Origin of the sequence: Pseudomonas rhizozeae (genome assembly GCF_031583775.1) — a bacterium.
Classification (GTDB): Bacteria; Pseudomonadota; Gammaproteobacteria; order Pseudomonadales; family Pseudomonadaceae; genus Aquipseudomonas.
The window spans coordinates 55,286-77,090 of sequence record NZ_JAVLSB010000036.1 but is presented as its reverse complement, the minus strand read 5'-3'; the positions used below and the strand labels follow the sequence as shown (position 1 = coordinate 77,090).

20 protein-coding genes and 1 tRNA gene are annotated in these 21,805 nt (G+C 51.9%); 13 read left to right on the top strand and 8 right to left on the bottom strand.

All coding sequences use genetic code 11. The features are described 5' to 3' along the window. Positions 1-107: 107 nt before the first annotated feature. The gene (locus RG836_RS11485) at positions 108-1,490 is read left to right on the top strand and encodes a tyrosine-type recombinase/integrase (RefSeq protein ID WP_310845519.1); all 1,383 of its coding nucleotides are present in this window, start codon (positions 108-110) and stop codon (positions 1,488-1,490) included. Then, complete coding sequence (locus RG836_RS11480; protein WP_310845518.1) at positions 1,480-2,490, top strand: hypothetical protein; 1,011 nt, start codon at positions 1,480-1,482, stop codon at positions 2,488-2,490. The genes RG836_RS11485 and RG836_RS11480 overlap by 11 nt, the downstream gene beginning before the upstream one ends. A gap of 7 nt (positions 2,491-2,497) precedes the next feature. Here the strand turns inward: RG836_RS11480 and RG836_RS11475 are convergent, their stop codons facing one another. Next, positions 2,498-2,743 carry a helix-turn-helix domain-containing protein gene (locus RG836_RS11475; RefSeq protein ID WP_310845553.1) on the bottom strand — a complete coding sequence of 82 codons (246 nt, stop codon included), beginning with the start codon at positions 2,741-2,743 and terminating at the stop codon, positions 2,498-2,500. A gap of 244 nt (positions 2,744-2,987) precedes the next feature. On the opposite strand from RG836_RS11475, the gene RG836_RS11470 reads away from it, so the two are divergent. Together RG836_RS11470 and RG836_RS11465 are read left to right on the top strand one after the other, a co-directional pair. Continuing rightward, on the top strand, positions 2,988-3,659 hold the full coding sequence (locus tag RG836_RS11470; protein WP_310845517.1) for a hypothetical protein: 672 nt from the start codon (positions 2,988-2,990) through the stop codon (positions 3,657-3,659). Continuing rightward, positions 3,646-4,557, top strand: coding sequence for a hypothetical protein (locus RG836_RS11465; RefSeq protein ID WP_310845515.1), 912 nt, complete (start codon positions 3,646-3,648; stop codon positions 4,555-4,557). The genes RG836_RS11470 and RG836_RS11465 overlap by 14 nt, the downstream gene beginning before the upstream one ends. Before the next feature lie 30 nt (positions 4,558-4,587). On the opposite strand, the gene RG836_RS11460 is transcribed toward RG836_RS11465, so the two are convergent. After that, complete coding sequence (locus RG836_RS11460; protein ID WP_310845514.1) at positions 4,588-4,908, bottom strand: hypothetical protein; 321 nt, start codon at positions 4,906-4,908, stop codon at positions 4,588-4,590. Positions 4,909-5,491: 583 nt separating this feature from the next. Here RG836_RS11460 and RG836_RS11455 point away from each other — a divergent pair. The 8 genes from RG836_RS11455 (at position 5,492) to RG836_RS11420 (ending at position 11,840) form a co-directional block, all read left to right on the top strand. Then, positions 5,492-5,842, top strand: a complete 351-nt coding sequence (locus RG836_RS11455) for a metalloregulator ArsR/SmtB family transcription factor (RefSeq protein WP_310845513.1) — start codon at positions 5,492-5,494, stop codon at positions 5,840-5,842. Positions 5,843-5,864: 22 nt separating this feature from the next. After that, positions 5,865-7,154: an arsenic transporter gene (locus RG836_RS11450; RefSeq protein WP_310845511.1), complete on the top strand. Its 1,290-nt coding sequence runs from the start codon at positions 5,865-5,867 to the stop codon at positions 7,152-7,154. A 9-nt stretch (positions 7,155-7,163) separates the two neighbouring features. Next, complete coding sequence (locus tag RG836_RS11445) at positions 7,164-7,634, top strand: arsenate reductase ArsC (protein ID WP_310845509.1); 471 nt, start codon at positions 7,164-7,166, stop codon at positions 7,632-7,634. Continuing rightward, positions 7,634-8,368, top strand: coding sequence for an arsenical resistance protein ArsH (gene arsH / locus RG836_RS11440; RefSeq protein WP_310845508.1), 735 nt, complete (start codon positions 7,634-7,636; stop codon positions 8,366-8,368). Before RG836_RS11445 ends, arsH begins: the two co-directional genes overlap by 1 nt. A 19-nt stretch (positions 8,369-8,387) precedes the next feature. Beyond that, positions 8,388-8,939: an arsinothricin resistance N-acetyltransferase ArsN1 family B gene (locus RG836_RS11435; RefSeq protein ID WP_310845506.1), complete on the top strand. Its 552-nt coding sequence runs from the start codon at positions 8,388-8,390 to the stop codon at positions 8,937-8,939. Positions 8,940-9,206: 267 nt separating this feature from the next. Next, positions 9,207-10,514, top strand: coding sequence for a hypothetical protein (locus RG836_RS11430; RefSeq protein ID WP_310845505.1), 1,308 nt, complete (start codon positions 9,207-9,209; stop codon positions 10,512-10,514). Between the two features lie 410 nt (positions 10,515-10,924). Continuing rightward, positions 10,925-11,131, top strand: a complete 207-nt coding sequence (locus RG836_RS11425; protein WP_310845504.1) for a hypothetical protein — start codon at positions 10,925-10,927, stop codon at positions 11,129-11,131. Positions 11,132-11,294: 163 nt separating this feature from the next. Next, the gene (locus RG836_RS11420) at positions 11,295-11,840 is read left to right on the top strand and encodes a hypothetical protein (protein WP_310845502.1); all 546 of its coding nucleotides are present in this window, start codon (positions 11,295-11,297) and stop codon (positions 11,838-11,840) included. Positions 11,841-12,085: 245 nt separating this feature from the next. On the opposite strand, the gene RG836_RS11415 is transcribed toward RG836_RS11420, so the two are convergent. The 3 genes from RG836_RS11415 to RG836_RS27310 form a co-directional block, all read right to left on the bottom strand. Then, positions 12,086-13,924, bottom strand: a complete 1,839-nt coding sequence (locus RG836_RS11415) for a replication endonuclease (RefSeq protein WP_310845500.1) — start codon at positions 13,922-13,924, stop codon at positions 12,086-12,088. 10 nt (positions 13,925-13,934) lie between these two features. Beyond that, positions 13,935-14,147 carry a helix-turn-helix transcriptional regulator gene (locus RG836_RS27315; RefSeq protein ID WP_409078076.1) on the bottom strand — a complete coding sequence of 71 codons (213 nt, stop codon included), beginning with the start codon at positions 14,145-14,147 and terminating at the stop codon, positions 13,935-13,937. 177 nt (positions 14,148-14,324) lie between these two features. Then, positions 14,325-14,528: a helix-turn-helix transcriptional regulator gene (locus RG836_RS27310; RefSeq protein WP_409078075.1), complete on the bottom strand. Its 204-nt coding sequence runs from the start codon at positions 14,526-14,528 to the stop codon at positions 14,325-14,327. Positions 14,529-14,786: 258 nt separating this feature from the next. Here RG836_RS27310 and RG836_RS11410 point away from each other — a divergent pair, with 258 nt between their 5' ends. Next, the gene (locus RG836_RS11410) at positions 14,787-15,845 is read left to right on the top strand and encodes a hypothetical protein (protein WP_310845498.1); all 1,059 of its coding nucleotides are present in this window, start codon (positions 14,787-14,789) and stop codon (positions 15,843-15,845) included. A gap of 119 nt (positions 15,846-15,964) precedes the next feature. On the opposite strand, the gene RG836_RS11405 is transcribed toward RG836_RS11410, so the two are convergent. The 3 genes from RG836_RS11405 to rpoD all read right to left on the bottom strand — a co-directional run bounded on the left by RG836_RS11405 (position 15,965) and on the right by rpoD (position 21,771). Further along, positions 15,965-16,041, bottom strand: a tRNA-Ile gene (locus RG836_RS11405). Positions 16,042-16,056: 15 nt separating this feature from the next. Further along, a complete protein-coding gene (locus RG836_RS11400) occupies positions 16,057-19,800 on the bottom strand; it encodes an EAL domain-containing protein (RefSeq protein ID WP_310845497.1) in 3,744 nt (1,247 codons plus the stop codon). A 123-nt stretch (positions 19,801-19,923) separates the two neighbouring features. Beyond that, positions 19,924-21,771 (bottom strand): RNA polymerase sigma factor RpoD, encoded by a 1,848-nt coding sequence (gene rpoD, locus RG836_RS11395; protein WP_310845496.1) that lies wholly within the window; start codon positions 21,769-21,771, stop codon positions 19,924-19,926. Positions 21,772-21,805 lie beyond the last annotated feature (34 nt).

The following is a 21,805-nucleotide window of genomic DNA, read 5'->3' as shown; positions in this document are numbered from 1 at the left end:
GAATTTGCTAGTTTATACGGATTCTATACGTACGGTTTGTATTCCTGCGTGTGTCGATGTAGGGTGTCATCACCCACGTAAATGGCACGCAGAATGGCACGCGAATGATGACTACCAGTACCAAGAAGAGCGCTGTCAAGGCGGGCTTTCTCAAAGACATTCAGGTTAAGCAGATGAGTACCGGGACCCTCAGCGAAAAGCTGCAAGGGCTGCCTGGCACGATTTATTTTGAGCGACGTGAGAGCGGCGTTATTGAGGTTTATCTTCGCTACACTCCGCGTGGTGGATCGAGGAGAAAACGTAAGATCGGGGCTTATCGCTCGTCAGAGCGTGGAGGAGGATTGACCCTCTCAGAAGTCCGGGCGAAAGCTCGGGAGCTTGGTGAGATAGCCAGAGATCATGGAGATATCGAGGCGTATTTTGCTCTTCAGGCTGAGCGAGCTGACCTAACCAAGCGTGAAGCTGAAAGGCTGCTAGCTGCTGAGTCGGCCCGCAGCACCTTCACTGAGCTATTTAGAGACTATATTGAAGATCGCACCGGTAAGGTGATGCCAGATCAAATTCGAGATTTTGAAAATTATCTCAGGGGTGATTTTTTAGAGTCATTTCCCGAAATCATGACTATGAAGGCGCGTGATGTTGAGCCTGGACATATTCAGGAAATATTGAACAGAGTGTGGAATAGGGGCGCAAAACGGCAAACTGAGAAAATTCGCTCGGCGTTACACGCCGCTTTTGCGTACGGTTTGAAGTGTGAATATGCTGTTGGTAAACGGTCAGATAAGACTTATGGCTTAAGGTCTAATCCGGTCTCATCAGTGCCGGTGCCAACGGCAAAAAAACCAAAGGATAGAGCACTTTCAGATGAGGAGCTAAAGCTTTTCTGGCACACCATAGCAATCACCGAAGGAGTTGGACCTGTTGTCGCTGCGGCAATGAAATTTGCCATCGCCACTGGCGGGCAACGAATCGACCAGGTCGTTAGGCGGGAGTGGAGTAGCTATAATCCTGAGGAGAAAACCTTTTCTATTATCGACAAAAAGGGCAGGAACTCAAAACCGAGGCTCGCTGTTCTACCGCTGACTGGCAGGGCAATAGCAATCCTTGAGGGCGTCCGGAGCTTCAATGGCCCAAATTGCACGCTGCCATTTTCCACCAACGGAAAAGCGAAGATCTCGTCTTCCACATTCGCTCATGCTGTGGCTCTGTGGTTTGAGTCCGATCACTCAATAGTAAATGGAAAAAGAGTTCCGAAATTTACACCTGGGGATTTTAGGCGAACAGTGGCGCAGATCATGCAGGCAGAGTGCATTAGCAACGAAGATAGTGATTTGCTTCAAGGCCACGGTCTGTCAGGCCTAGTGGCTGATCATTATCGTAACGATCCCCAGAAGGCCGTTCCCAAGAATCGAAAAACTGTTGATGCATTAGAGCTTGCGCTGGTGCGCATCCTGGATAGTGTGAAAGAAGGGGAACCTAATGAAAAGTGATAGTGGTGAAGTATTAAAGTTTAAGTTGGGGAATGAGTTCATTGCTACTGAGGATTACGCGATGGGGCTGAACGAGGCTCTCAGTGTCTTGACTCCATTTCTAAGCGACTCTCAAAGGAACGACTTGTGTACTAAAAAGCTAAGCCTTGAAACGAGTCCTGTAAGCGAGCAGGCATACATTCAGTCGGCTGTGGAGCTAACAGTTTGCGCCCATTATGCGCGTTTTTATTCAGATGAATTCATATATGAGGAGAAAGTGAATCCTCCGAAAGACGTAGACTGTTCTGTGCGTATAGATGGGTTTAAATATAATATAGAAGTCAAATGCGCAGATTTTGTTAAAAAAGAGTTGGTAGATAAAGCTCGCGGTTTCAAAATAGGAGCAATGGGTCGTCTCGATGACTATGCGCAGTTGGTAGAGCAGCTTCAAGAACTTTTTTCATCTGATGGGCATGTCTTGTCCGAGCAGCGTCATATGGATAATAATCTTAAGACGTTCCTTGTTTCGGCACATAGTAAATTTGCAGCAGTAACCCCCGATAATGAGTTAAATGTTCTTGTTGTCGCATGTGATGATGCTATGGATATGCAGAAATGGCATTCTTATCTGTTTGGTGTTCAAGGGCTCTTTACCAACGATTCATACGCTGATCGTGCTGCTTATGATAGAGTGGATATGGTTGTTTTGACTAATCTATACCATCGACATAAAGATCCCGCTTCAAAACATAAAATAACTGGTCATTGGCATTTAAGTGAAGCGTTCTGTATTTTGTGCGCTAACCCATTCTCCGAGAAGCCTCATGCAACAGCTTATGAGTTCTCAAAAACAGTTAGGCATTTTAACAATGAATGGAATGATTACCTTTCTGGGGCAGATGACATTCTTAAGGGAATAGGGATTCCGGCGTTTGTTGGCTCGGAACTTCAAGCCAAGGGGATGTACTATTTTCAGCCATATGTCCCCGAGACCGACGAGGCTGAAAGCGAAGCGCCATAGGGTGTCCCTACAGCCCAGAATCCATGAGCAGATCAGAAGGGCGACATCCTAAAGCGCTGGCGATTCTTAGGATATTAAGAATCGTGACATTTCTCTCCCCTCTCTCAATCTTCCCTGCGTGTGCTCTGTCGATTCCAGCGGCATCTGCCAGAGCTTCCTGACTCAACCCGATAGCCTTCCGCCGCTCGCGAATCGCCGAGCCGATCCTGCGAAGGTCACCGTTAGCATCTGATAAAAACGAAATTCTTGCCATCGGCGCAATGTGCGGCGATGATGGCTTTATGACCACGGCATTTACGACCCATTGGTGTGTCATTGAGGGTGTTTGCCTCTGGCCCTTTCGATTTATGGCGGGGGCGTTCAGGCCTGTATCACTTGAGGCTACGTCGCATCAGTGGGGCAGTGAGAAGGGAGATTTACGAATGAGAGCCGAGAGATATGGCGTACTCAGAGGCCGCACCATTGTGGAGACTAGATTGCATGAGAGAGGGTGAGTGATGCGTTTCAAGTCCGGCGTTTACCAAGTATTGAGCAATGATGAAGCCAGTTACGTTCACGGCAGTGCTGATGAGATTAATACTAGCCATACGAAGAATGTTTGGCTGAAAGATCTATCAAATGGTCAGGTCGAAAATATAACTCTTCTAAACTCGGCTGTACCTATTCGCCCAGGAGCAAAAATAGGTCTGGCATTTTTCAACGGAGAGATTATCGCTTTTAAAAGAAGTAACCAGATTCCTGTAGAAGATCCAGTTTCGCAAAAAGCAATGCATAATTTCGCTAAGGCTGCTCTTTGGGCTGTCTTTCTGGGAGTCTGCTGCTCAGTGCCTTATATTGGTTATATTGCAGGAATAATTTTAGGTGCTGGCTCGCTAATCTTCGGTATGAATTTGATGGGTCGATATAAAAAGTTTACGGGTAACCGATTTTTTGGGGCTTTTTTGCTATTTATGAGCATCTACATCTGGTTTCCGTATCAATCAGCACATGGCGATTTGAATTATCTCCTGGATACGTTAATCAGCACGGCGGTTTTGCTCGTGTTCGGGTTTTTAGTTTTTCAAATGTATAAAGTTAACATTGAGAAAACTTATTACAATCGTGCGGTAATTGAAATTAACTCCACTTGGAAACAGATTAACGCTCAGGAAGGGAATGCAGGTGCCTAATTTTAGTAAGGGTTTGACGGCCGTTTCATTGGTACTCATAGGTGGCGCGCTGCTTTCTGCATGCGGTAACGAAAGCACCGATGCAGTGGCAAGTAATTCAAACACCACGTCTGGCAAAGCTGTCAATGCGCAAGGCATGACGGAAGAGGGGATGAAAGCTCAGAAAGAATTTGAGGAATCGAATAAACCACTTCGGACAGAGTTTTCCGCCCCTAGTCTTGCTGATGAAGCAAGCTATCTGAATATTCAGTCTAAACTCAGCGCTATTCAAATTTATACAGCTAAGCGAGATTGGGAGGAAAATCCAGATGAAATTGCTCAGTCGTTGAGCGGCGCGCTTCTGGTGGAGTCTGATTTGCCAGAGCTATCTCAGTATGAGACAGAATTCGCGGCGAGCCAGGATGCATTTAAAAAACGTGAGCTGGCAGAAAAGATATCAACCCTCGTCAAGGCTCAGGCTCAGAAGATTGACGGAAATATCCGCGTGAAAATGGTTGTTGATGCGGATTTCAAGACATACGACTTTGAGTCGCATAGCTTCGTGAGCAATAGTTGTGTTTTTTCCGAAAAGCTCGATTACACAAAAGCTGAAATGAGCAACCCTAATACTTACGCCAAGGCGCAAAAGCCGCGATGCTATCTACAACCCAGTACGACAAATTTTCTAGTTGGCGTCGTTAACGGCTCGAAGCTTAATCTGAAAATTGATCAGGAAGAAGTTGCCAAGAAGCTTGAAGACGCCCGTGGGAGCGCCCAGTTCGAGATCTTTGGTTATGTTTCGTCAGTGGAGCGAGAGAGGATTGGTGGGGTCTTGAGGGATAAGCGGTATCTGATGATTGATCCACAAAGGGTGAATGTCATAGATAAAGGCGTAATACTTTACTCCAAAAAATTCTGACACAAGTGAATGCCCCTCTCACGAGGGCATTCACTTTGAATAGTTAGAACGGCCAAATCTCGCACGTTGGATCGGTGTTGCTCCTTCGTCGTCATCACTTTTCTTATTTTTTGTTTTCTTATTAATGTCAATATTTAATCGTTCTGAAGGGGTCATCGGGCTGTAGCTATAATCGGGCGGTATACATAGCGCCAGTTCTGTCATTAAAAGACGAATCTTAGCTCTGTTTGATTGCTCTAATTTAAGAAGTGAATAAAGCTCTGTGTATTTTTTGTGCTTAATGATTTCCATCTGCAAAATCTTTTCAGTTTCTGCGATATGAATCTCTTTTGGTATTGGGGTGGCTCTCATAGGTGGCGCGCCCATTCTAGAAAAATGTTAAATTTATTCAGTGCGAAATTATATTCAAGCAATAATATTGGCGTCCCTATTAAAAACATATAAGTGTAAAGTGGATGCTTTGAGTCCTCATTGAGGAGTATAAGCGATTCGTCAATAGTATCTGGCTTTTCTAGGTTGTATGAGTTGGGAGTGCTCATATTTTAACTCCTTTAGTTTTTTCTTTTCTTTAATTGATAATAACATTCCGGCTCAATTGTATTTCTAGTTTAAAGAGTGTGATGCTCAATATTTTATCTAGGCTGGAAAATCACTGTATCTGACCACCCAACTCCATCGCTGCTGACCACTCAATTGCATTCGACCTGTCCAGATATCCTGCAATTACGGAATCGCGTTCAGCGAACGTTCATTTGGACATCAAGCCTCCGCTCACGGGCGGGTGGAACGCTAATTCCGCCTTGTCACTGCCTCGACGCCTGCCTGAAAGCATTGATCCCCGGATTGTAAATTCCCGTCACAGGCATTTGTGCAAGCGGGCCGAATGTGCTTACATCTGTATATCCGATTTTCCACATATGCAGGACGATTGTGTATGAGCCTTGCACCACACACATTCTTCAAATGCCTTGGAGACGAAACTCGCGCTCGGATCATGCTCATGCTTTCGGCTGAGGGTGAGCTGTGCGTGTGCGAGCTGATTTGGGCACTGGAGGACAATCAGTCGAAGGTTTCAAGGCACTTGGCCCAGCTGCGTGCCTGTGGGCTACTTGCGGATCGCAGGCAGGGTCAGTGGATTTACTACCGGCTGCATCCCGAGCTTGAACAGTGGGCACTGGATGTTCTGAACGTCACTACGCAGGCCCACCAGTCCTGGGTTAACGACCATCAAGGACGGCTGGCTTCCATGGAAGACAGGCCCGTACGCCAAACCTCCTGCTGCTGACCTCCTGATCTGGAACATACCCATGCTGATTGCTGCGTCGATTTTCGTAGTTACGCTCGTGCTCGTTATCTGGCAACCAAGGGGATTAGGCGTCGGCTGGAGCGCAGCCGCGGGTGCCGTTCTGGCACTGCTGACGGGCGTGGTGAGCCTAGGGGATGTGCCGGTTGTATGGCACATCGTCTGGAACGCTACTGCGACCTTCATTGCAGTGATCATCATCAGCTTGCTACTTGATGAAGCGGGATTCTTCAAATGGGCAGCGCTTCATGTGGCCCACTGGGGTGGTGGGAAAGGCGGACGGCTTTTTGCACTCATGATCCTACTCGGTGCAGCTGTCTCGGCACTGTTCGCAAACGATGGTGCAGCATTGATCCTCACCCCCATCGTTATCGCGATGTTGACGGCGCTTCGTTTCAGCCCGGCATCCACCCTAGCATTCGTGATGGCCGCAGGCTTTATCGCTGATACCGCCAGTCTGCCAATGGTCGTGTCCAATCTGGTGAACATCGTTTCGGCAGACTTTTTTGCCGTGGGTTTTGGTGAGTACGCCTCAGTGATGTGGCCGGTAAACCTGGTGGCGGTCGCCGCGACGCTGTTCATGCTCTGGATGTTCTATCGCAAGGACATTCCCGCCCAGTACGACGCGGATCAACTTGAGATCCCCGAAACGGTGATTCGTGACCGGGCGACGTTCATTGCTGGCTGGTGGGTGCTTGGTCTGCTGCTGGTTGGCCTTTTCGCACTGGAACCATTAGGCATTCCCGTCAGCGCCGTTGCTGCTGCGTGTGCAGTGATCCTGCTGGTCATCGCAGGTAAAGGCCACATCATCTCTACGAGAAAGGTCATCAAGCACGCGCCCTGGCAGATTGTCGTGTTTTCGCTGGGGATGTATCTGGTGGTATATGGCCTGCGTAATGCGGGCCTAACCGACTCGCTCTCGGCGCTGTTGAACATATTTGCCGAGCATGGCCTATGGGCCGCTACCTTGGGCACCGGTATCACCGCTGCGCTTTTGTCCTCGATCATGAACAACATGCCGAGTGTGCTTATCGGCGCTTTGTCCATTCAGGGCAGCGACGCTACGGGACTGGTACGTGAGGCCATGATTTATGCCAACGTCATCGGTTGCGATCTCGGCCCCAAGATTACGCCCATCGGAAGTCTGGCCACGTTGCTGTGGCTGCATGTGCTGGCGCAGAAAAACATCCGCATCACCTGGGGCTACTACTTCAAAGTCGGCAGCATCCTCACCCTTCCTATCTTGCTGGTAACGCTGGTGGCACTGGCGTTGCGGCTGAGCATCCCTGTCTAGGAGAAACCCATGAAAATACTATTTATGTGTACGGCAAATAGCTGCCGGAGCGTTCTCTCGGAGGGGTTGTTCAACCACTTGGCCCCGAGCGGTTTTAATGCCGTCAGTTCGGGCAGCTTCCCAAGCGGGCGGCTGAATCCCCGCGCCGTGAGCACGCTGCAAGCGCTAGGCATCGATACCACACATCTCTACAGCAAAGGCTCAGAGGTTTTTTCGGACTCACCACCGGATGTGGTGATCACCGTGTGTGATAAGGCTGGAGGCGAACCCTGCCCTGTCTATTTCGGGCCTGCTGTCAAAAGCCACTGGGGGCTTGCCGATCCTTCCGATGTTGAAGGAACAGATAGCGAAATCCAGGCCGCATTTGACGCAACCGTCGTCCAGATTAAAAAGCGTTTCGACGCATTCTTCAGTCTGGATCATTCGGCGCTCACACCGCAGGAATTGAAGCGCGAACTAGATCGAATAGGTGAACTGTAATGGACGAATTTTCCTCGGAAAGCAGTCTAGATCTACCTAACCTAGATCAGTCGCTAATCGACGTCGCCACACTGGATCGCCTGCAAGGCAACGAGCAACCGACGCACAAGCCACGCATCTTGTTGCTGTATGGCTCAACCCGTGAGCGCTCTTTCAGCAGGCTACTGACCCAAGAGGCCGCTCGCATCCTGACTCTAATGGGAGCCGAGGCCTTCATCTTTGATCCCTCGGGTCTGCCTCTCCCTGATGACGCTCCGGAAGACCATCCAAAGGTTAAAGAGCTGCGGGATCTGGTTCTGTGGTCAGAGGGACAGGTGTGGTGTTCGCCAGAGCGTCACGGTGCAATGTCTGCTGTATTCAAAGCCCAGATCGACTGGATTCCTCTCACGATGGGCGCTGTCCGACCTAGTCAGGGCAAGACTCTCGCCGTCATGCAGGTCTGCGGTGGATCTCAGTCCTTTAACACGGTAAACCAGCTGCGAATCCTCGGGCGCTGGATGCGGATGATCACCATCCCAAACCAGTCGTCAGTACCCAAGGCTTTCCTAGAGTTCGACGACTCAGGGCGTATGAAGCCATCTGCCTACTACGACCGTGTGGTGGACGTGATGGAGGAATTGATGAAGTTCACGCTGATGATTCGGGGCCGGGAAACGTATCTGGTAGACCGCTACTCGGAGCGTAAGGAAAGCGCTGAGGCACTCTCGAAACGAGTCAATCAAAGATCGATTTGAGCCACCAAGGGGATAGAGGATGAGCAAGACGACAGTAAGGATTGCGCAGATTTCGGACGCTCTAGCCATCCAGGCAATTTACGCACCGATGGTTGAGCGCACTGCGATTTCGTTTGAGCTTGAGCCGCCTACAGTCGAAGAGATGGCCAAGCGAATTGGGTCGACTTTGCCGACTTACCCGTATCTGGTAGCGGAGCGAGAAGGCCAGGTCATCGGCTATGCATATGCCAGTCAGCACCGGGCTCGTGAGGCCTATCGCTGGTCGGTCGACGTTACCGTGTACATATCGCCAGAAGCGCACCGTAGTGGTGTCGGTCGGGCGCTGTATGACGTGTTGCTGCCTACCTTGAAAGGGCAAGGGTTTCACGCAGCCTATGCCGGGATTGCCCTGCCCAACGATGGCAGCGTAGGGCTGCACGAAGCCCTTGGCTTCGCTCACATCGGTACGTATCCAGAAGTGGGATTCAAGCATGGCGCGTGGCGTGACGTTGGGTATTGGAGAATTGCACTGGATGGCAAGCATCCGCCAAAACCGCCCGTGCTGTTCAGTGAGATCAGTCCGCAGATTTAGGCCAGAGCAGCTCTTGGCGAACCTAAGTTACAAAAGGATCAATTATGCGCGCTGATTCTTCTCTTGATCTGGCGCTGTGGATGTGTGGGATATGAATATAATCCATGCTTGTGATCTGCTTTACCCCTCGGGAGGAGCCGCGCTTATGGAGACGAAGTCGTAATAAGCATAGTCGGTCACTATGCTTATGCTTTGGCTCAGATTTTGCCTTGTTTTTTGCTGTAGAATGGAAGCCATAAAACCAATAAAAAGAGTGAGAAAATCACCATGGCATTTCAGTTCATGCACGTCGACTCATTCAGTAGATCGACACCCAAGACCGGCAAAACAGGCGGTCATTCAGTACGGTCGATTATTGCTGAGGCGAATCGAGAGCCCGACGCAATTCCCCACATTGATGAACCCCAAGTCCCTACATTGCTCTTTGGTAAGCCCATCGAGGAGCTTGAAGCCACATGCGAAGCATGGGCGGCAGGCACCACTGACGCGCTTGGCAGAAAGGTCCGCAAGGACGCCCTGTGCCTGCTTGGAGGCGTTTTCTCTGCGCCGGGCGGCACCGATCCAGCCGCATGGGAGAAGATCAAGGGCGACGCCCTCGACTGGCTCCAGGGGCGCTACGGCGACCGGTTGCAGGCGGTGCTGGAACACAAGGATGAGTCGCACCCCCATTGCCATTTCTATATCGTGCCTCGCCCTGGCGAGAGCTTCGATGCGATCCACGATGGCAGGCGAGCGGCCAGCGAGCTAGGCAAGGGAGTCAAGAAAGGCGAGCGGAATAAGGCCTACATTGCCGCAATGCGTTCTTTCCAGGACAGTTATTACGATGCAGTTGGGGCACCCAACGGGATGACCAGAATTGGCCCTGCTCGTCGCAGGCTGACCCGGGAGGAATGGAAGCTGGAACAGCTCCAGGCCGAAGCGGTAGGGGCGAAAATGGAGCAGGCCAATGCGATAATGGACCACGCTCAGGATCACCTAAAGAGCGCTCAAGTTGACGTGACGGCGCTCAAGGCTGAAGCTTTGGCCGAGGCCAGGGCTATCAATGAAAAGGCTCTGAAGGCGGCAGATACAGCGCATGCTGAGGCGATCCGCGAAGGGCTTGAGCGCGGCACTAAGGAATTTGAAAAGTCCTCGATTTGGTCCAAAGTGAGCGGCTTCCTTGCGGCCTCAGTGCGCGAGCGAGATGCCCTAAAAAAAGAGGTCGAAAAGCTGACGGTTGAACAGGCCGAAACCAAGGGTTTGTTGGCCAGGATTAAGGCCGCAGGCCGATCAGTCGGCGCAAAATACAAGACCTTGGAGCGCAAGCTCGATAACGTCGTGCAGCAGTTAAAAATCACCGAGCGCGAGCGAAATCATCTACGGGCCGAGATGAAGGAATTGAAAGAGCGCGACCGTCAGTATGCCGGCTTCGATAAGCAGCTCTCAGATATAGCATGGGAGCGAGATGGCGAAAGAGCTAGGGCAGACCAGATATTGAGGCAGCTTTCCAAGCTGGAGGAATCTCATAAAGTGCAGGACGTTCCTACGGCACCATCAACCCGGTTTGCCAATGTCGAGCTTGGGCAAACGGTATAAATCCATTCTTGGAAGCTGCGCTCGGCAGCTCCACTTTTCCCACAGAATTGGCATGTAACTGAGCTTTGCTCCTCTATCCTGTCTAGAAGCCGCAGAAGTTCCGGTGGGGCTGAAACTGGCGCAGAAGCGCGTAAATACCCCGCTTTTGGCTGGGTATAGATCTGTACCCCAAACCTTTCACTTAGGGTTTTGATTTCTTTTATTAGGGGGTGCCACCCCGCGTACCGATCAATCATTTCGCTTCACGCATGCACATAGGATTAGACACACCGTCACTAGATCACAAAAGCGAGTTAGCACGCTATCTCTTCTTGACGACGCAAATACGGACAGTGATTCCGGTCTGGTCTCGATTCAGCTAAGTTTCATGTATATAATGTAAGTTGAATATATTTTCTTGAGTAAAGAGTATGAGCAAATATCTGGCACACGTTGAGGAGGATTTCGATAGGCAAGAACTGCTCTATCTGGAGTTGATTGATGCTTTTGGAGTGCGAGGAGTACATTTGCGACTATTAGAACTGCGCTCGGCTTTGAACAGTAATGCGAGTGCCAGCGTTATAGCTGCTAAACGGTTGTTTATAGATGGGGTGACAGAAAATGGGGCGCAGAACTAGAATGTTGTCATCCTATTAGCATGATATGACAAAAAGTGTAGGTGGATTATATGATTGACATAGCTCTAAGCTATCACGTTTTAGCATGCAGATAGAAATATACAACTATTATAGTTTGGTTGGTTAGTTCATTGTTCGCCCCTCAATTAAATGCGGCGAAAAAATGCAATCTGATAAGTACTCGAATTACAACCAGTGTGCGTTCGACGCAACTTCAGAGATGTTGGCGTTGCATAGCCATTTCTTTCCGATTTTTGACTATTTTTCTTCTGTAAGTAATGAAGCGCTGACTTTTCAAGAGAATGCTCTGAAAGCTTCAGTGCTTCGTAACTATGCAGAGCTGGAAAGTGAATACCAACGCAACCTGAGCATTTGTTTCGGGGAGTGCCATAAGGTCAGGCCTCTGCTTTTGCTAACACGGCCAAAGCTGGATCATCAAATCACCCTGAGAAACGCTTGGAGCTTCACGTTCGATGCTTTTGGGAGTGTTGAGATCTTCATGGCTGGCCTCGGTATCAGAGTCGGACATACTCAGAAGTACAACCTGAGTGATTTTCATAGGGCCAAGCAACGGGTCTCACGCTCGATACGCGAGCTTTATATCGAATGTCAAAACTTCATTGAGCGTTGCCACATTGCGCATGGCAACACTCCAGAATATGCCTTCGCGGTTATTCGTGGAGTTGACATTGAAAGGGTCCTTGATTAGGGCTGGTTGCTATTGCGTGACGGCTTCTTGTCGCGGGATAGCGAACAGCGTCGGGGTGCGGGGTGAATCCCCGCTGTTGAACTTAGGCACTCTTGTACTTTGAAGTGTCAATACTATAAACACCCACCTATTTACACTCATCCCCTGGGGCCATTTGGCCGAAGGTCGGTATGTCAATGTCATTGACATCGTTCACGTCTAAGCATACACAAATCAGATTTTAGTGTTTATGACATTGACTATGTTTATGGCATTGACAGCAGCTTACAGATTTTAGCGTATGTTAACGGATTTGTGCATTCAGGTGGTGCGTTGCATGCTAAGTAAGGGGCCGTGTAGCGATCAGGATTTAAAAATCTGGCTTGTTTTAGTAACTCTGACGCTGTTGGGCGAGCAAAATTGTTAAGGTTAGTGCGGTCCGCTTTTCTTGGGTAAATAGAAATAACTGTAACTTCAGTTTTTGCTTTTAGTTTTTCATCTAGCTGATCATGTAATGATGCCTTGGCTTCGACGGGCTTAATGGTGTCTTCAATATTCGTGACGACCTCATATTTATCGTTGGTCAATATATCGGTCATGCTCTCAAGAAAGCGAACCCCGATAACTCGTTTTGTCGATGCTCCATGCTTATTTATAATTTCTTCGCGAACCAATTCAAGATCCGCCAAGTGATTGCAGAGGAAGTTTTTAAAGGCTAGAAAGTTCGTGATTTTTGTATTTCCGCCCGATCTATCATGCATGCGGCACTCTGATAAGACTGCGCGCACACTCGCGGGAAGATTTGCTGTCGGGTCAGTTATTTTATTTATTGCTCGAAATAGCGTTAGAGATCCTTCTATTCCGTAATATTGCATTTGCCGTATCCCCATAGCTCGAATACCGGCGCGAACTCGCTCAACGTCGGCTATGGTTGATAGGTCCTGCTCTTTCCTGATTTTATCAGCCTGCTCGTCGTAGAGGTCGGTGCGGTCGAGTTTAGTGGCATCGACTGTCTTTCCTATATATTTCAGTACATAGGTTGCAGCCGCCACCCCATCGATTTCTTTGACGTCGGCCTGTCGTGATGTGAAATAGAAGTCTAGACACTTTTGAAAACTGTCTAGAGTGGTGGGATCTATGAACATCAGGATGTGCCAATGGACGCATCCATCCTTATGAAGCTCTGCTGTTCGCACACCGAAACATTTTTCAAGTGAGAACGGCGTTCCGCGTTTATTTAATAAGGCCCGAAGCTTTGCCCACGTGCGAGTTAAGTATTTTTGACTATCGAGGCTGCTCGTCTGATCGAAACTAGACCTTCCGTTCATTGGGTTTGGATGGTAATTGGCAGGTGCAGTGAGCGTTAGCATGTAGGGCATGAGGCCCCGTTCAATCGCGATAGCTTCAAGATTCTTTATAATAAAGTAGCTTTCATTGAATTTCCGTTCTGCTTGCTTTAAATGCAGGTCGTATAAATTAATGAGCTGGCCGGTTTCCTTAACAAGAACACTTCTCCGCTTTAAGAATTCCGCGTTTTTTTCGTCTCTGCGACGGATAAATGTCACAGTTTCATTTGAGCAATAATCTATGTCGGTTTTGCCACCGATCGATCTTGTTTTTGCCTCATGTTCTAGCCGTGCGTTGTGCACACATTTTGTGAATCTACGCTTTACAAAGCTAAAATCTGTCAGATAGCTAATTTGTATAATGTGATCGCACTTCTGAACTGGGGCGCGTAGGTACGGGTAAATTGAGAGTTCAATCTCGCATAAAATTCGCAGTTCCTGATCATATCGAGCCGCTTCCTTTTTTAATATTTCATCTATTGGCTTGCAGGGGTGGGTTCCACACTCGATTAACCTCAATTTCTTTTCGAAATCGAGCGGAAGTTGGGGGTTGAAATCACCGGAAAATAACTGGCGATATTCTGGAAGGCAATCCTGTTGGATATGCTTTATCTTAGCTTGGATTTCGAAGATAAAATGTTTCGTCAGCCCGCTAACCTGGTCAGCAGTCAAGCGGCGCAACATTCTTTTGTTGCACGGATCAAATAACGTTATGACGTTATCTGTGACTGCTGAAGGTTTAGGCTGGTTGGAAAGCATCGACCAAAAATCACTTTTCTATTTTTGGACAATTTGGCACGTCAACCGAAGACGTAGGTAGACTTATCATCCACTCTTCGATCTCTGAATTAATCCAGCGACTTGCTTTCCCTATTTTCCGTGCTTTAGGAAACGTATCATCACTGATTAATATGTAAATCGTGTAACGAGATAGACGGATTTTTTTTGATAGTGTTGCAAAATCTAAAAGATAGTCGGACATTTTGTATGCTCTTATTATTATTTGTGTTTCAGCTTTCTTTCTTCATCGAGATAGCGCTGCTTAGTGCGCTGTTGCTGGGTGAGTCCAAGAGAAAAGTGTGTTGCTACGAGTGATTCAATTCCCGAGTCCTGCCTGTCTGAATTAAGGAAGCTTGGGGCATGGGAACTGAGTCACATATCAGATGGTGTCAGCCAGGTGGCTAGGCCCGCCCATAGGTAGCTTGCGAATCCAGTCGTTGATTTCGCTCTCGACCCATCGACTCGCTCTTCCTAGTTTCCTAGGGCAGGGAAATTCATTGTTGCGAATTCTGTCATAAATGGACTTTCTCGACAGGCAAACCTTAGTCGCGACCATCGGTAAAGTGAGTAGGCTTTCGTTCATGCTGTGTTCCTTGTTGTGAGTTGGTATGTCAAGGATACTCAGTGTTTATGGGGGTGTTCAACCGTATAAATACCCGCTTTCTTGACGGTTTCAGTTTCCTCTTCTAGGTTTTCTACGGCCTGTGTACTGTTGCGATAAATGAAATAAATACTATTATTTTCAAACGATCGTTTCAATCGCGGCGTATCCAGATTACTGAGTCGCACACAAAGTCGTAAGCTGTCTAAATCGAGTGGTGCAGGGTGAGAGGCGGGCGTAATGGCTGGGAAGAATCAAAGTGCGCTAGATAGCGCGAAGCTTTTGCAAAACGCTCTGGATTCGATATGTCTAGGCGTCGAGGATTACAAGCTGAGCATTGAATCTGCTGATAGGTCGATTCGGGTAGTCTCCGCTGCCCGCAACCTTTTTGCAGGGGTGCTGCTGCTGTTCAAGTACAAAATTGCAGTGATGGCAGGGTCACCCGAGAACGCCGCTAAGCTGATCTACAAAACCAAGGGGTTTGAGGCGCGTATTCGTCAGGACGGAGGCGTTGATGTTGTGCTCCAGCAGGAATCGCGGACCGTCGACGTAAAGGACATACAGAAGCTTTTCAAAGATCTGAATGTCGTTACCGATTGGGGCGTACTTAATGAGCTTCAACGATGCCGTAATGACCTGGAGCATCTACATGCTCAGCATCCCATCGAGGAAATAAAAAGATTCCTCGTGGCCCTGTTTCCGCTTCTAAGAGATTTCATCACCACTGAAATCAGGGAAAACCCATATGAGCTTCTAGGTGCGACTTGGGATGTGATGCTTCAAAATCATGATTTCTACTCTAGGAACTTGGCGGACTCACGATCCCGGTGGAGTGCTCTTGGTGTCCTGGACCACACTATGGAGCTTTTTCAAACGTGCTTATGCCGCGCTTGTGGCTCTGCGCTGCTGGAGCCGTATAGGGAGGACGCCGCATCGTCGCTCCGCTTCGACGATTCAGAATTTCGCTGCTCTTGCATGGCTTGTGGGCAGACCGATTCCTTCACTGAGGTGTTGGCCGAAGAGCTAAGGTATTTAAAGGAAAACCCTTTCGATGAAGCAGAGGTAATTATCGAATGTGAGCATTGCTGGCATCCGACTTTCGATCTATCTGAGGGCATCTGCCATCTCTGCACGTACGAATGTCATCCGGCGAAATGCTCAGAATGTGATTCGTTCCTTGATCAGGACCAGAATAAATTTGGTTCTCTGTGTAACGGATGCGAGGAGGCGGCCTACCAGATGCGAGAATATGAGCTTACGGTAAGGGCAAGTGGCGGTAGCGATGAAGATGAGGTCTAGCGCGTACGGAGGCCAGGTGAGGTTATGCAGCGTTTGGAAAGTGGCACGCAAAACGGCACGCAATGCGTGCCGTTTTTTTGTGTGTCAACAGCCGGTAAGGCTGAATTGCTTGGTTTATATGGTGGGCCCACACGGATTTGAACCGTGGACCAAAGGATTATGAGTCCTCTGCTCTAACCAACTGAGCTATAGGCCCTCAGTAGGTCGCGGATTATAGCGACGGTTTCTCGGCTGTGCTATCCGAAAAGTCTGAAACGGCGATGCGAAGGAAGGTTGCGGCGAATTCGTCGGCGGGCAGGGGCAGGCTGACGATGTAGCCCTGGATTTGTTCGCACCCTTCGGCGGTGAGGAATTGCTGCTGTGCCTGGGTTTCCACGCCCTCGGCGATGACGGTGAATTGCATGCTGCGGCCCAGGGCGATGATCGCGCGGACAATGGCGGCGTCGTGGGGGTCGTCGGGCAGACCGCGGACGAAGGACTGGTCGATCTTGAGGATGTCCAGCGGCAGGCGCTTGAGGTAGCTGAGCGACGAGTAACCGGTGCCGAAGTCGTCGATGGCCAGTTGCACGCCCAGGCGTTTGAGTTGATGCAGCACCGCCAGGGCTTCTTCGGCCTGGCTCATGATGAAGTTTTCGGTGATCTCCAGTTGCAGGAAGCCCGGCGGCAAATGGTTGTCGGTCAGCAGTTGCTCGATGCGCCCGAGCAGGTTGGGCTGGCGCAGTTGGGCACCGGCGAGGTTGACCGAGAGCGGGCCGAGGCTGTCGTAGACCAGGCCCCATTCGTACATCTGGCGGCAGGCCTGCTCCAGTACCCAGTCGCCGATTTGCAGGATCATGCCGTTTTCTTCGGCCAGCGGAATGAAGTGCTCGGGCGGCACGTCGCCGAAGGTCGGGTGGCGCCAGCGGATCAGGGCTTCGGCGCCCACCAGGCGATGGTCATCGAGGCTGATTTTCGGTTGGTAATAGAGCGTCAGTTCGTTGCGCTCGATGGCCCGGCGCAGTTCGTGTTCCAGCGCCACACGTTCGCTGGCCTGGGCGGTGAGGTCGCGGGTGTAGCTCTCGACCCGGTTGCGGCCCTTGGCTTTGGAGCGGTACATCGCGGCGTCGGCGTTTTTCACCAGGGTGGCGACGTCGTTGCCGTCCCGTGGGTACAGGCTAGTGCCGATACTGGCGCTGATAAAAAACTCATGTTCGCCGGCCTGGAATGGCGCGCCGAAGCAGTTCAGCAGTTTGCTGGCGATATGGTCAGCGTCGCTGGGCTGCTGCAGGCCGGGCAGCAGAATGATGAACTCGTCACCGCCCAGGCGCGCCACGGTGTCGATGTCCCGCAGCTGTTCTTTCAAACGCACGGCGATGCCCTTGAGCAACAAGTCGCCGACCGGATGGCCGAGGCTGTCGTTGATGTGCTTGAAGCGGTCGAGGTCGAGGAACAGCACCGCGCCTTGGCCGCCATGCTCGTGCTGGGCGGTCAGCGCGGCCTGCAAACGGCTCTCGAACAGCGTGCGGTTCGGCAAACCGGTGAGCGGGTCGTGGTGGGCCTGGTAATCGAGTTTGGCCTGGGCGTGCTTAAGGCTGGAAATGTCAGCGAACACCGCGACGAAGTGCGTAACCAGTTTTTCCCGGTTGCGCACGGCGCTGATGGTCAGCCAGCTCGGGTAAAGCTCGCCATTTTTGCGCCGATTGGAAATCTCGCCCTGCCAGTGACCTTCGGCGGTCAGTTGGTGCCACATCGCCGCGTAGAAGGCGCTGTCGTGCAAGCCAGAAGCCAACAGGCGCGGCGTATGGCCCAAGGCTTCGGTTTCGCTGTAGCCGGTGATTTCGCTGAACGCGCGGTTGACGGCGCTGATGTGCTGGCGGGTATCAGTGATCAACACGCCTTCGGCGGTGCTCTCGAATACCGTTGCGGCCTGTTGCAGTTTCTCCTGCATCATATGCCGTTCGGTGATGTCGCGGGCGATGGTGAGCATGCAGTCTTCGTCGCCAATCGGCAGCGGTCGGCTGGACATTTCGCAGAGGCGGATCTGTCCATCATTGCGGCGGATGTGGCAACTGAAATCACGCACGAAGCCGTCGCGGTTGAGCATCTCGAGCAGTTGATTGCGTTCGTTGAGATCGACCCAGATACCGAGGTCGAGGGTTGAGCGATCCAGCGACATGGCGCTGTTGAAACCGGTGATGCGGCTGAAGCCCTCGTTGACTTCAATCAGCAAGCCATCCCGTTGACGGGTCAGCAGCAAACCGTCCGGAGAGGCATGGAAGGCCTTGGCAAACTTCTCTTCGGAGGTTTGCAGTTGTTGCTGGGTTTCCTTGAGCTGGCTGATGTCGCGCACCACCACGACCAACGCCGGCATAGTGTCGAGTTCGAAAGGTTCGGCGGAGATCAAACCAGTGAACAACTGGCCGTTGCTGCGGCGGAACGGCATCTCGAGGTTGCGAATGCTCCCGGCCTGCAAACGCTGCAATAGCCCCGGGCCGACTCCAGGAATGCCCCAGATGTTCAGCGAGGAGGCGGTGAGGCCGATGACTTCTTCGGCGCGCAGGCCGATCTGTTCTTCGAACGCTTCGTTTACTTCCAGCAAGCAGCCGTCGGACAGCCGCGCGATAACCAGGATGTCCGGGCATTGCTGGAACACCGAGGCGAACTTTTGCTCCGACAAGCGCAAGGCTTCCTCGGTGCGTTTGGCGTCGCTGATGTCGATCATCAAGCCACGCATGATCGGATCATGCCCGTGTTCGATCAGGCTGACGATGTCGCGCACCCACAGGCAGCGGCCATCGGCAGTGATGACGCGGTAATCGAGGCTGTGGTCGCGCCCGGCGAGCACTTCGTGATCGCAGAAGTTCTGCGCGCGGGTCAGGTCGGCGGGGTGGATGATGTTGCGCCAGAACCCTGGAATCAGCCAGTGGGACAGCGGATAGCCGAGCAGTTCCTCGGCGTGGGGCGACACGTAGCTGTAGGTGAAGTCGCTGATCCGCGCTTCCCAGGCGATGGCCGACAGACTCTCGACCAGGCCACGGTAATGATATTCGCTGCTGCGCAGTTCTTGTTCCAGGTCGACCCGGCGGGTGATTTCCGAACTCAAGCGACGGTTGATGCGAATCACCACGGCCAGCACCGTCACCAGCAGCAACAGCCCGGGCAGGCCGTAGACCAGCAGATCCGACCAGAAGGTGCGGTGGTCCAGCACGTTGCCGACCCATTTACTCTGGATTTCACTGATCTCGGCCGGCGTCATGTCGGCCAGGACCTTGTCGAGAATCCCCACCAGTATTTTGTTGTCCCGTGGGACGGCCATGGCCAGTTGATAGCGATAGGGCGTCTCACCGCTGACGTACAAGCCTTCAAGTTTGAGTTGGCGCAGGCTCCAGACACTGGAAGCGAGGTCGCCGACCACTGCGTCGACTTCGTCAGTGGCCAACCCCTGCAGCGCCGAGCTGACGTTGGGCATCGGCACCAGGTTCAGATCCGGGTGATGGGTGCGCAGCAGTTCATGGGGCGCGTAGTTTTCCACGACGGCGATTTTCAAGCCGTACAGGTCCTGCAGCTTGCGCGGCTGGGTCCCGCCGACATGCGCCAGGATCACGATCGGGAAGTCGAGGTAAGGCCGTGTGAAAGACAGGAAACCCTGGCGCTCGGGCGTCGACATAACCCCCGGCAACAGGTCGATCTTGCCTTGTTTGACCTGCTCCAGTACCAGGGTCCAGCTAACGGGCTCGATGGGGGTGAGCTGGATGCCCAGACGGCCGCGAATCACATTGATGTAGTCCGCGGCGAGGCCCTGGTATTGGCCCTGCGCATCACGAAACTCGAATGGCGGCCAAGAAGCGTCCACGCCCAGGCGCAAATCCGGATGGTCCTTTAGCCAGCCACGTTCTTCATCGGTCAGAGTCAGCGCGCTAGCCGTTGCGGTCCAGGTAATCAGCAGCAGGAACAGCAGGGCTGGCGATCTGGGCATAACGGTCTCGTTATGGCTCGGGGGAATGGTTCGAGTGTAGACGGGGTACGGGCCAGAGGGGGGAGGCGCGGGGTGTTTTATCTGCACATAGCAAAACCCCCGGCGGGGCCGGGGGTTTTGAGGTTACTCGTCGAGGAAGGAGCGCAGATGCTCGCTTCTCGTCGGGTGGCGCAATTTGCGCAGCGCCTTGGCTTCGATCTGACGAATCCGCTCACGGGTGACGTCGAACTGCTTACCGACTTCCTCAAGGGTGTGGTCGGTATTCATGTCGATGCCGAAACGCATGCGCAGTACCTTGGCTTCACGGGCGGTGAGGCCCGACAGCACTTCGCGAGTCGCTTCTTTCAGGCTCTCAACGGTGGCCACATCGATTGGCGACTGCATGGTCGAGTCTTCGATGAAGTCACCCAGATGGGAGTCTTCGTCATCACCGATCGGGGTTTCCATGGAGATCGGCTCTTTAGCGATCTTCAACACCTTGCGGATCTTGTCCTCAGGCATTTCCATGCGTTCGCCCAGCTCTTCCGGGGTCGGTTCGCGACCCATTTCCTGCAACATTTGCCGGGAAATACGGTTGAGCTTGTTGATCGTCTCGATCATGTGCACCGGGATACGGATGGTGCGGGCCTGGTCGGCGATCGAGCGAGTGATCGCCTGACGGATCCACCAGGTGGCATAAGTCGAGAATTTGTAGCCGCGACGGTATTCGAACTTGTCTACCGCTTTCATCAAGCCGATGTTGCCTTCCTGGATCAGATCGAGGAATTGCAAGCCACGGTTGGTGTACTTCTTGGCAATGGAGATCACCAGACGCAAGTTCGCTTCGACCATCTCTTTCTTCGCGCGGCGAGCCTTGGCCTCACCGATCGACATGCGACGGTTGATGTCCTTGATCTCGGCAATCTTCAGCCCGGTTTCGGCTTCGAGAGCGGTCAGCTTCTGCTGGCAACGAACAATGTCGGCCTGCAGGCGGCCAATGGCTTCAGCGTATTTGCTTTTGCCTTTGGCCAGGGCATCGGTCCAACTTTCGTCGACTTCGTTGCCCGGGAACTGGCGCAGGAAATCGGCACGCGGCATACGGGCATCACGCACGCAGAGCTGCATGATCGCGCGCTCTTGCTGACGCAGACGATCCAAGGCACCGCGAACCCGCTCAACCAGGCCTTCGAATTGCTTCGGCACCAGTTTGATCGGCATGAACAGCTCGGCCAGCGCCAACATCTCGGCAATCGCCTGCTTGTTTTCACGACCGTGCTTTTTCAGGGCCTTGCGAGTGATTTCCATCTGGTCGGAAACCGCGCCAAAACGCTGGGCAGCGATGACCGGATCCGGACCGCTTTCGGCTTCTTCTTCGTCATCGGTGGCTTCGGCTTCTTCGTCGTCGGTGTCGTCGTCCGCTTTCACGGCTTTCGGATCGATCGGCGGAGGCACTTCTGCCGCGGGTGGTGCGATACCGTCGTCCGGGTCGATGTAACCGCTCAGGACGTCGGACAGGCGACCACCTTCGGTGGTGACGCGGGTGTACTCGGAGAGAATATGGTCGACCGTGCCCGGGAAGTGCGCGATTGCGCCCATCACTTCGCGGATGCCTTCTTCAATACGCTTGGCGATTTCGATTTCGCCTTCACGCGTGAGGAGCTCGACCGTACCCATTTCACGCATGTACATGCGCACTGGGTCAGTGGTGCGACCAATGTCGGTCTCGACCGCAGCCAACGCCGCTGCAGCTTCTTCGGCCGCGGCTTCGTCGGTATCGGCGTCGGCCAGCATAAGGGAATCCTTATCTGGCGCAACCTCGAATACGTTGATCCCCATGTCGTTAATCATGCGGATGATGTCTTCCACCTGTTCCGGATCTGAAATATCCTCCGGCAGGTGGTCGTTGACCTCCGCGTAAGTCAGGTAGCCCTGCTCACGACCAAGGGTGATCAACTCTTTGATACGAGACTGCTGTTGCGCTTTTCCGGACATAACACCCTATCCACTGAAGGTCTTGGCGGGCAAA

Coding starts and splice junctions, on each gene's coding strand:
- RG836_RS11425 (WP_310845504.1), top strand. CDS start 10,925: ATGAGCAAATATCTGGCACACGTTGAGGAGGATTTCGATAGGCAAGAA.
- RG836_RS11400 (WP_310845497.1), bottom strand. CDS start 19,800: ATGCCCAGATCGCCAGCCCTGCTGTTCCTGCTGCTGATTACCTGGACC.
- RG836_RS11475 (WP_310845553.1), bottom strand. CDS start 2,743: ATGGCAAGAATTTCGTTTTTATCAGATGCTAACGGTGACCTTCGCAGG.
- RG836_RS11420 (WP_310845502.1), top strand. CDS start 11,295: ATGCAATCTGATAAGTACTCGAATTACAACCAGTGTGCGTTCGACGCA.
- RG836_RS11455 (WP_310845513.1), top strand. CDS start 5,492: ATGAGCCTTGCACCACACACATTCTTCAAATGCCTTGGAGACGAAACT.
- RG836_RS11480 (WP_310845518.1), top strand. CDS start 1,480: ATGAAAAGTGATAGTGGTGAAGTATTAAAGTTTAAGTTGGGGAATGAG.
- RG836_RS11485 (WP_310845519.1), top strand. CDS start 108: ATGACTACCAGTACCAAGAAGAGCGCTGTCAAGGCGGGCTTTCTCAAA.
- RG836_RS11430 (WP_310845505.1), top strand. CDS start 9,207: ATGGCATTTCAGTTCATGCACGTCGACTCATTCAGTAGATCGACACCC.
- RG836_RS11445 (WP_310845509.1), top strand. CDS start 7,164: ATGAAAATACTATTTATGTGTACGGCAAATAGCTGCCGGAGCGTTCTC.
- RG836_RS27310 (WP_409078075.1), bottom strand. CDS start 14,528: ATGAACGAAAGCCTACTCACTTTACCGATGGTCGCGACTAAGGTTTGC.
- RG836_RS11435 (WP_310845506.1), top strand. CDS start 8,388: ATGAGCAAGACGACAGTAAGGATTGCGCAGATTTCGGACGCTCTAGCC.
- RG836_RS11465 (WP_310845515.1), top strand. CDS start 3,646: ATGCAGGTGCCTAATTTTAGTAAGGGTTTGACGGCCGTTTCATTGGTA.
- rpoD (WP_310845496.1), bottom strand. CDS start 21,771: ATGTCCGGAAAAGCGCAACAGCAGTCTCGTATCAAAGAGTTGATCACC.
- RG836_RS11415 (WP_310845500.1), bottom strand. CDS start 13,924: ATGCTTTCCAACCAGCCTAAACCTTCAGCAGTCACAGATAACGTCATA.
- RG836_RS11470 (WP_310845517.1), top strand. CDS start 2,988: ATGCGTTTCAAGTCCGGCGTTTACCAAGTATTGAGCAATGATGAAGCC.
- arsH (WP_310845508.1), top strand. CDS start 7,634: ATGGACGAATTTTCCTCGGAAAGCAGTCTAGATCTACCTAACCTAGAT.
- RG836_RS11460 (WP_310845514.1), bottom strand. CDS start 4,908: ATGAGAGCCACCCCAATACCAAAAGAGATTCATATCGCAGAAACTGAA.
- RG836_RS11410 (WP_310845498.1), top strand. CDS start 14,787: ATGGCTGGGAAGAATCAAAGTGCGCTAGATAGCGCGAAGCTTTTGCAA.
- RG836_RS11450 (WP_310845511.1), top strand. CDS start 5,865: ATGCTGATTGCTGCGTCGATTTTCGTAGTTACGCTCGTGCTCGTTATC.
- RG836_RS27315 (WP_409078076.1), bottom strand. CDS start 14,147: ATGTCCGACTATCTTTTAGATTTTGCAACACTATCAAAAAAAATCCGT.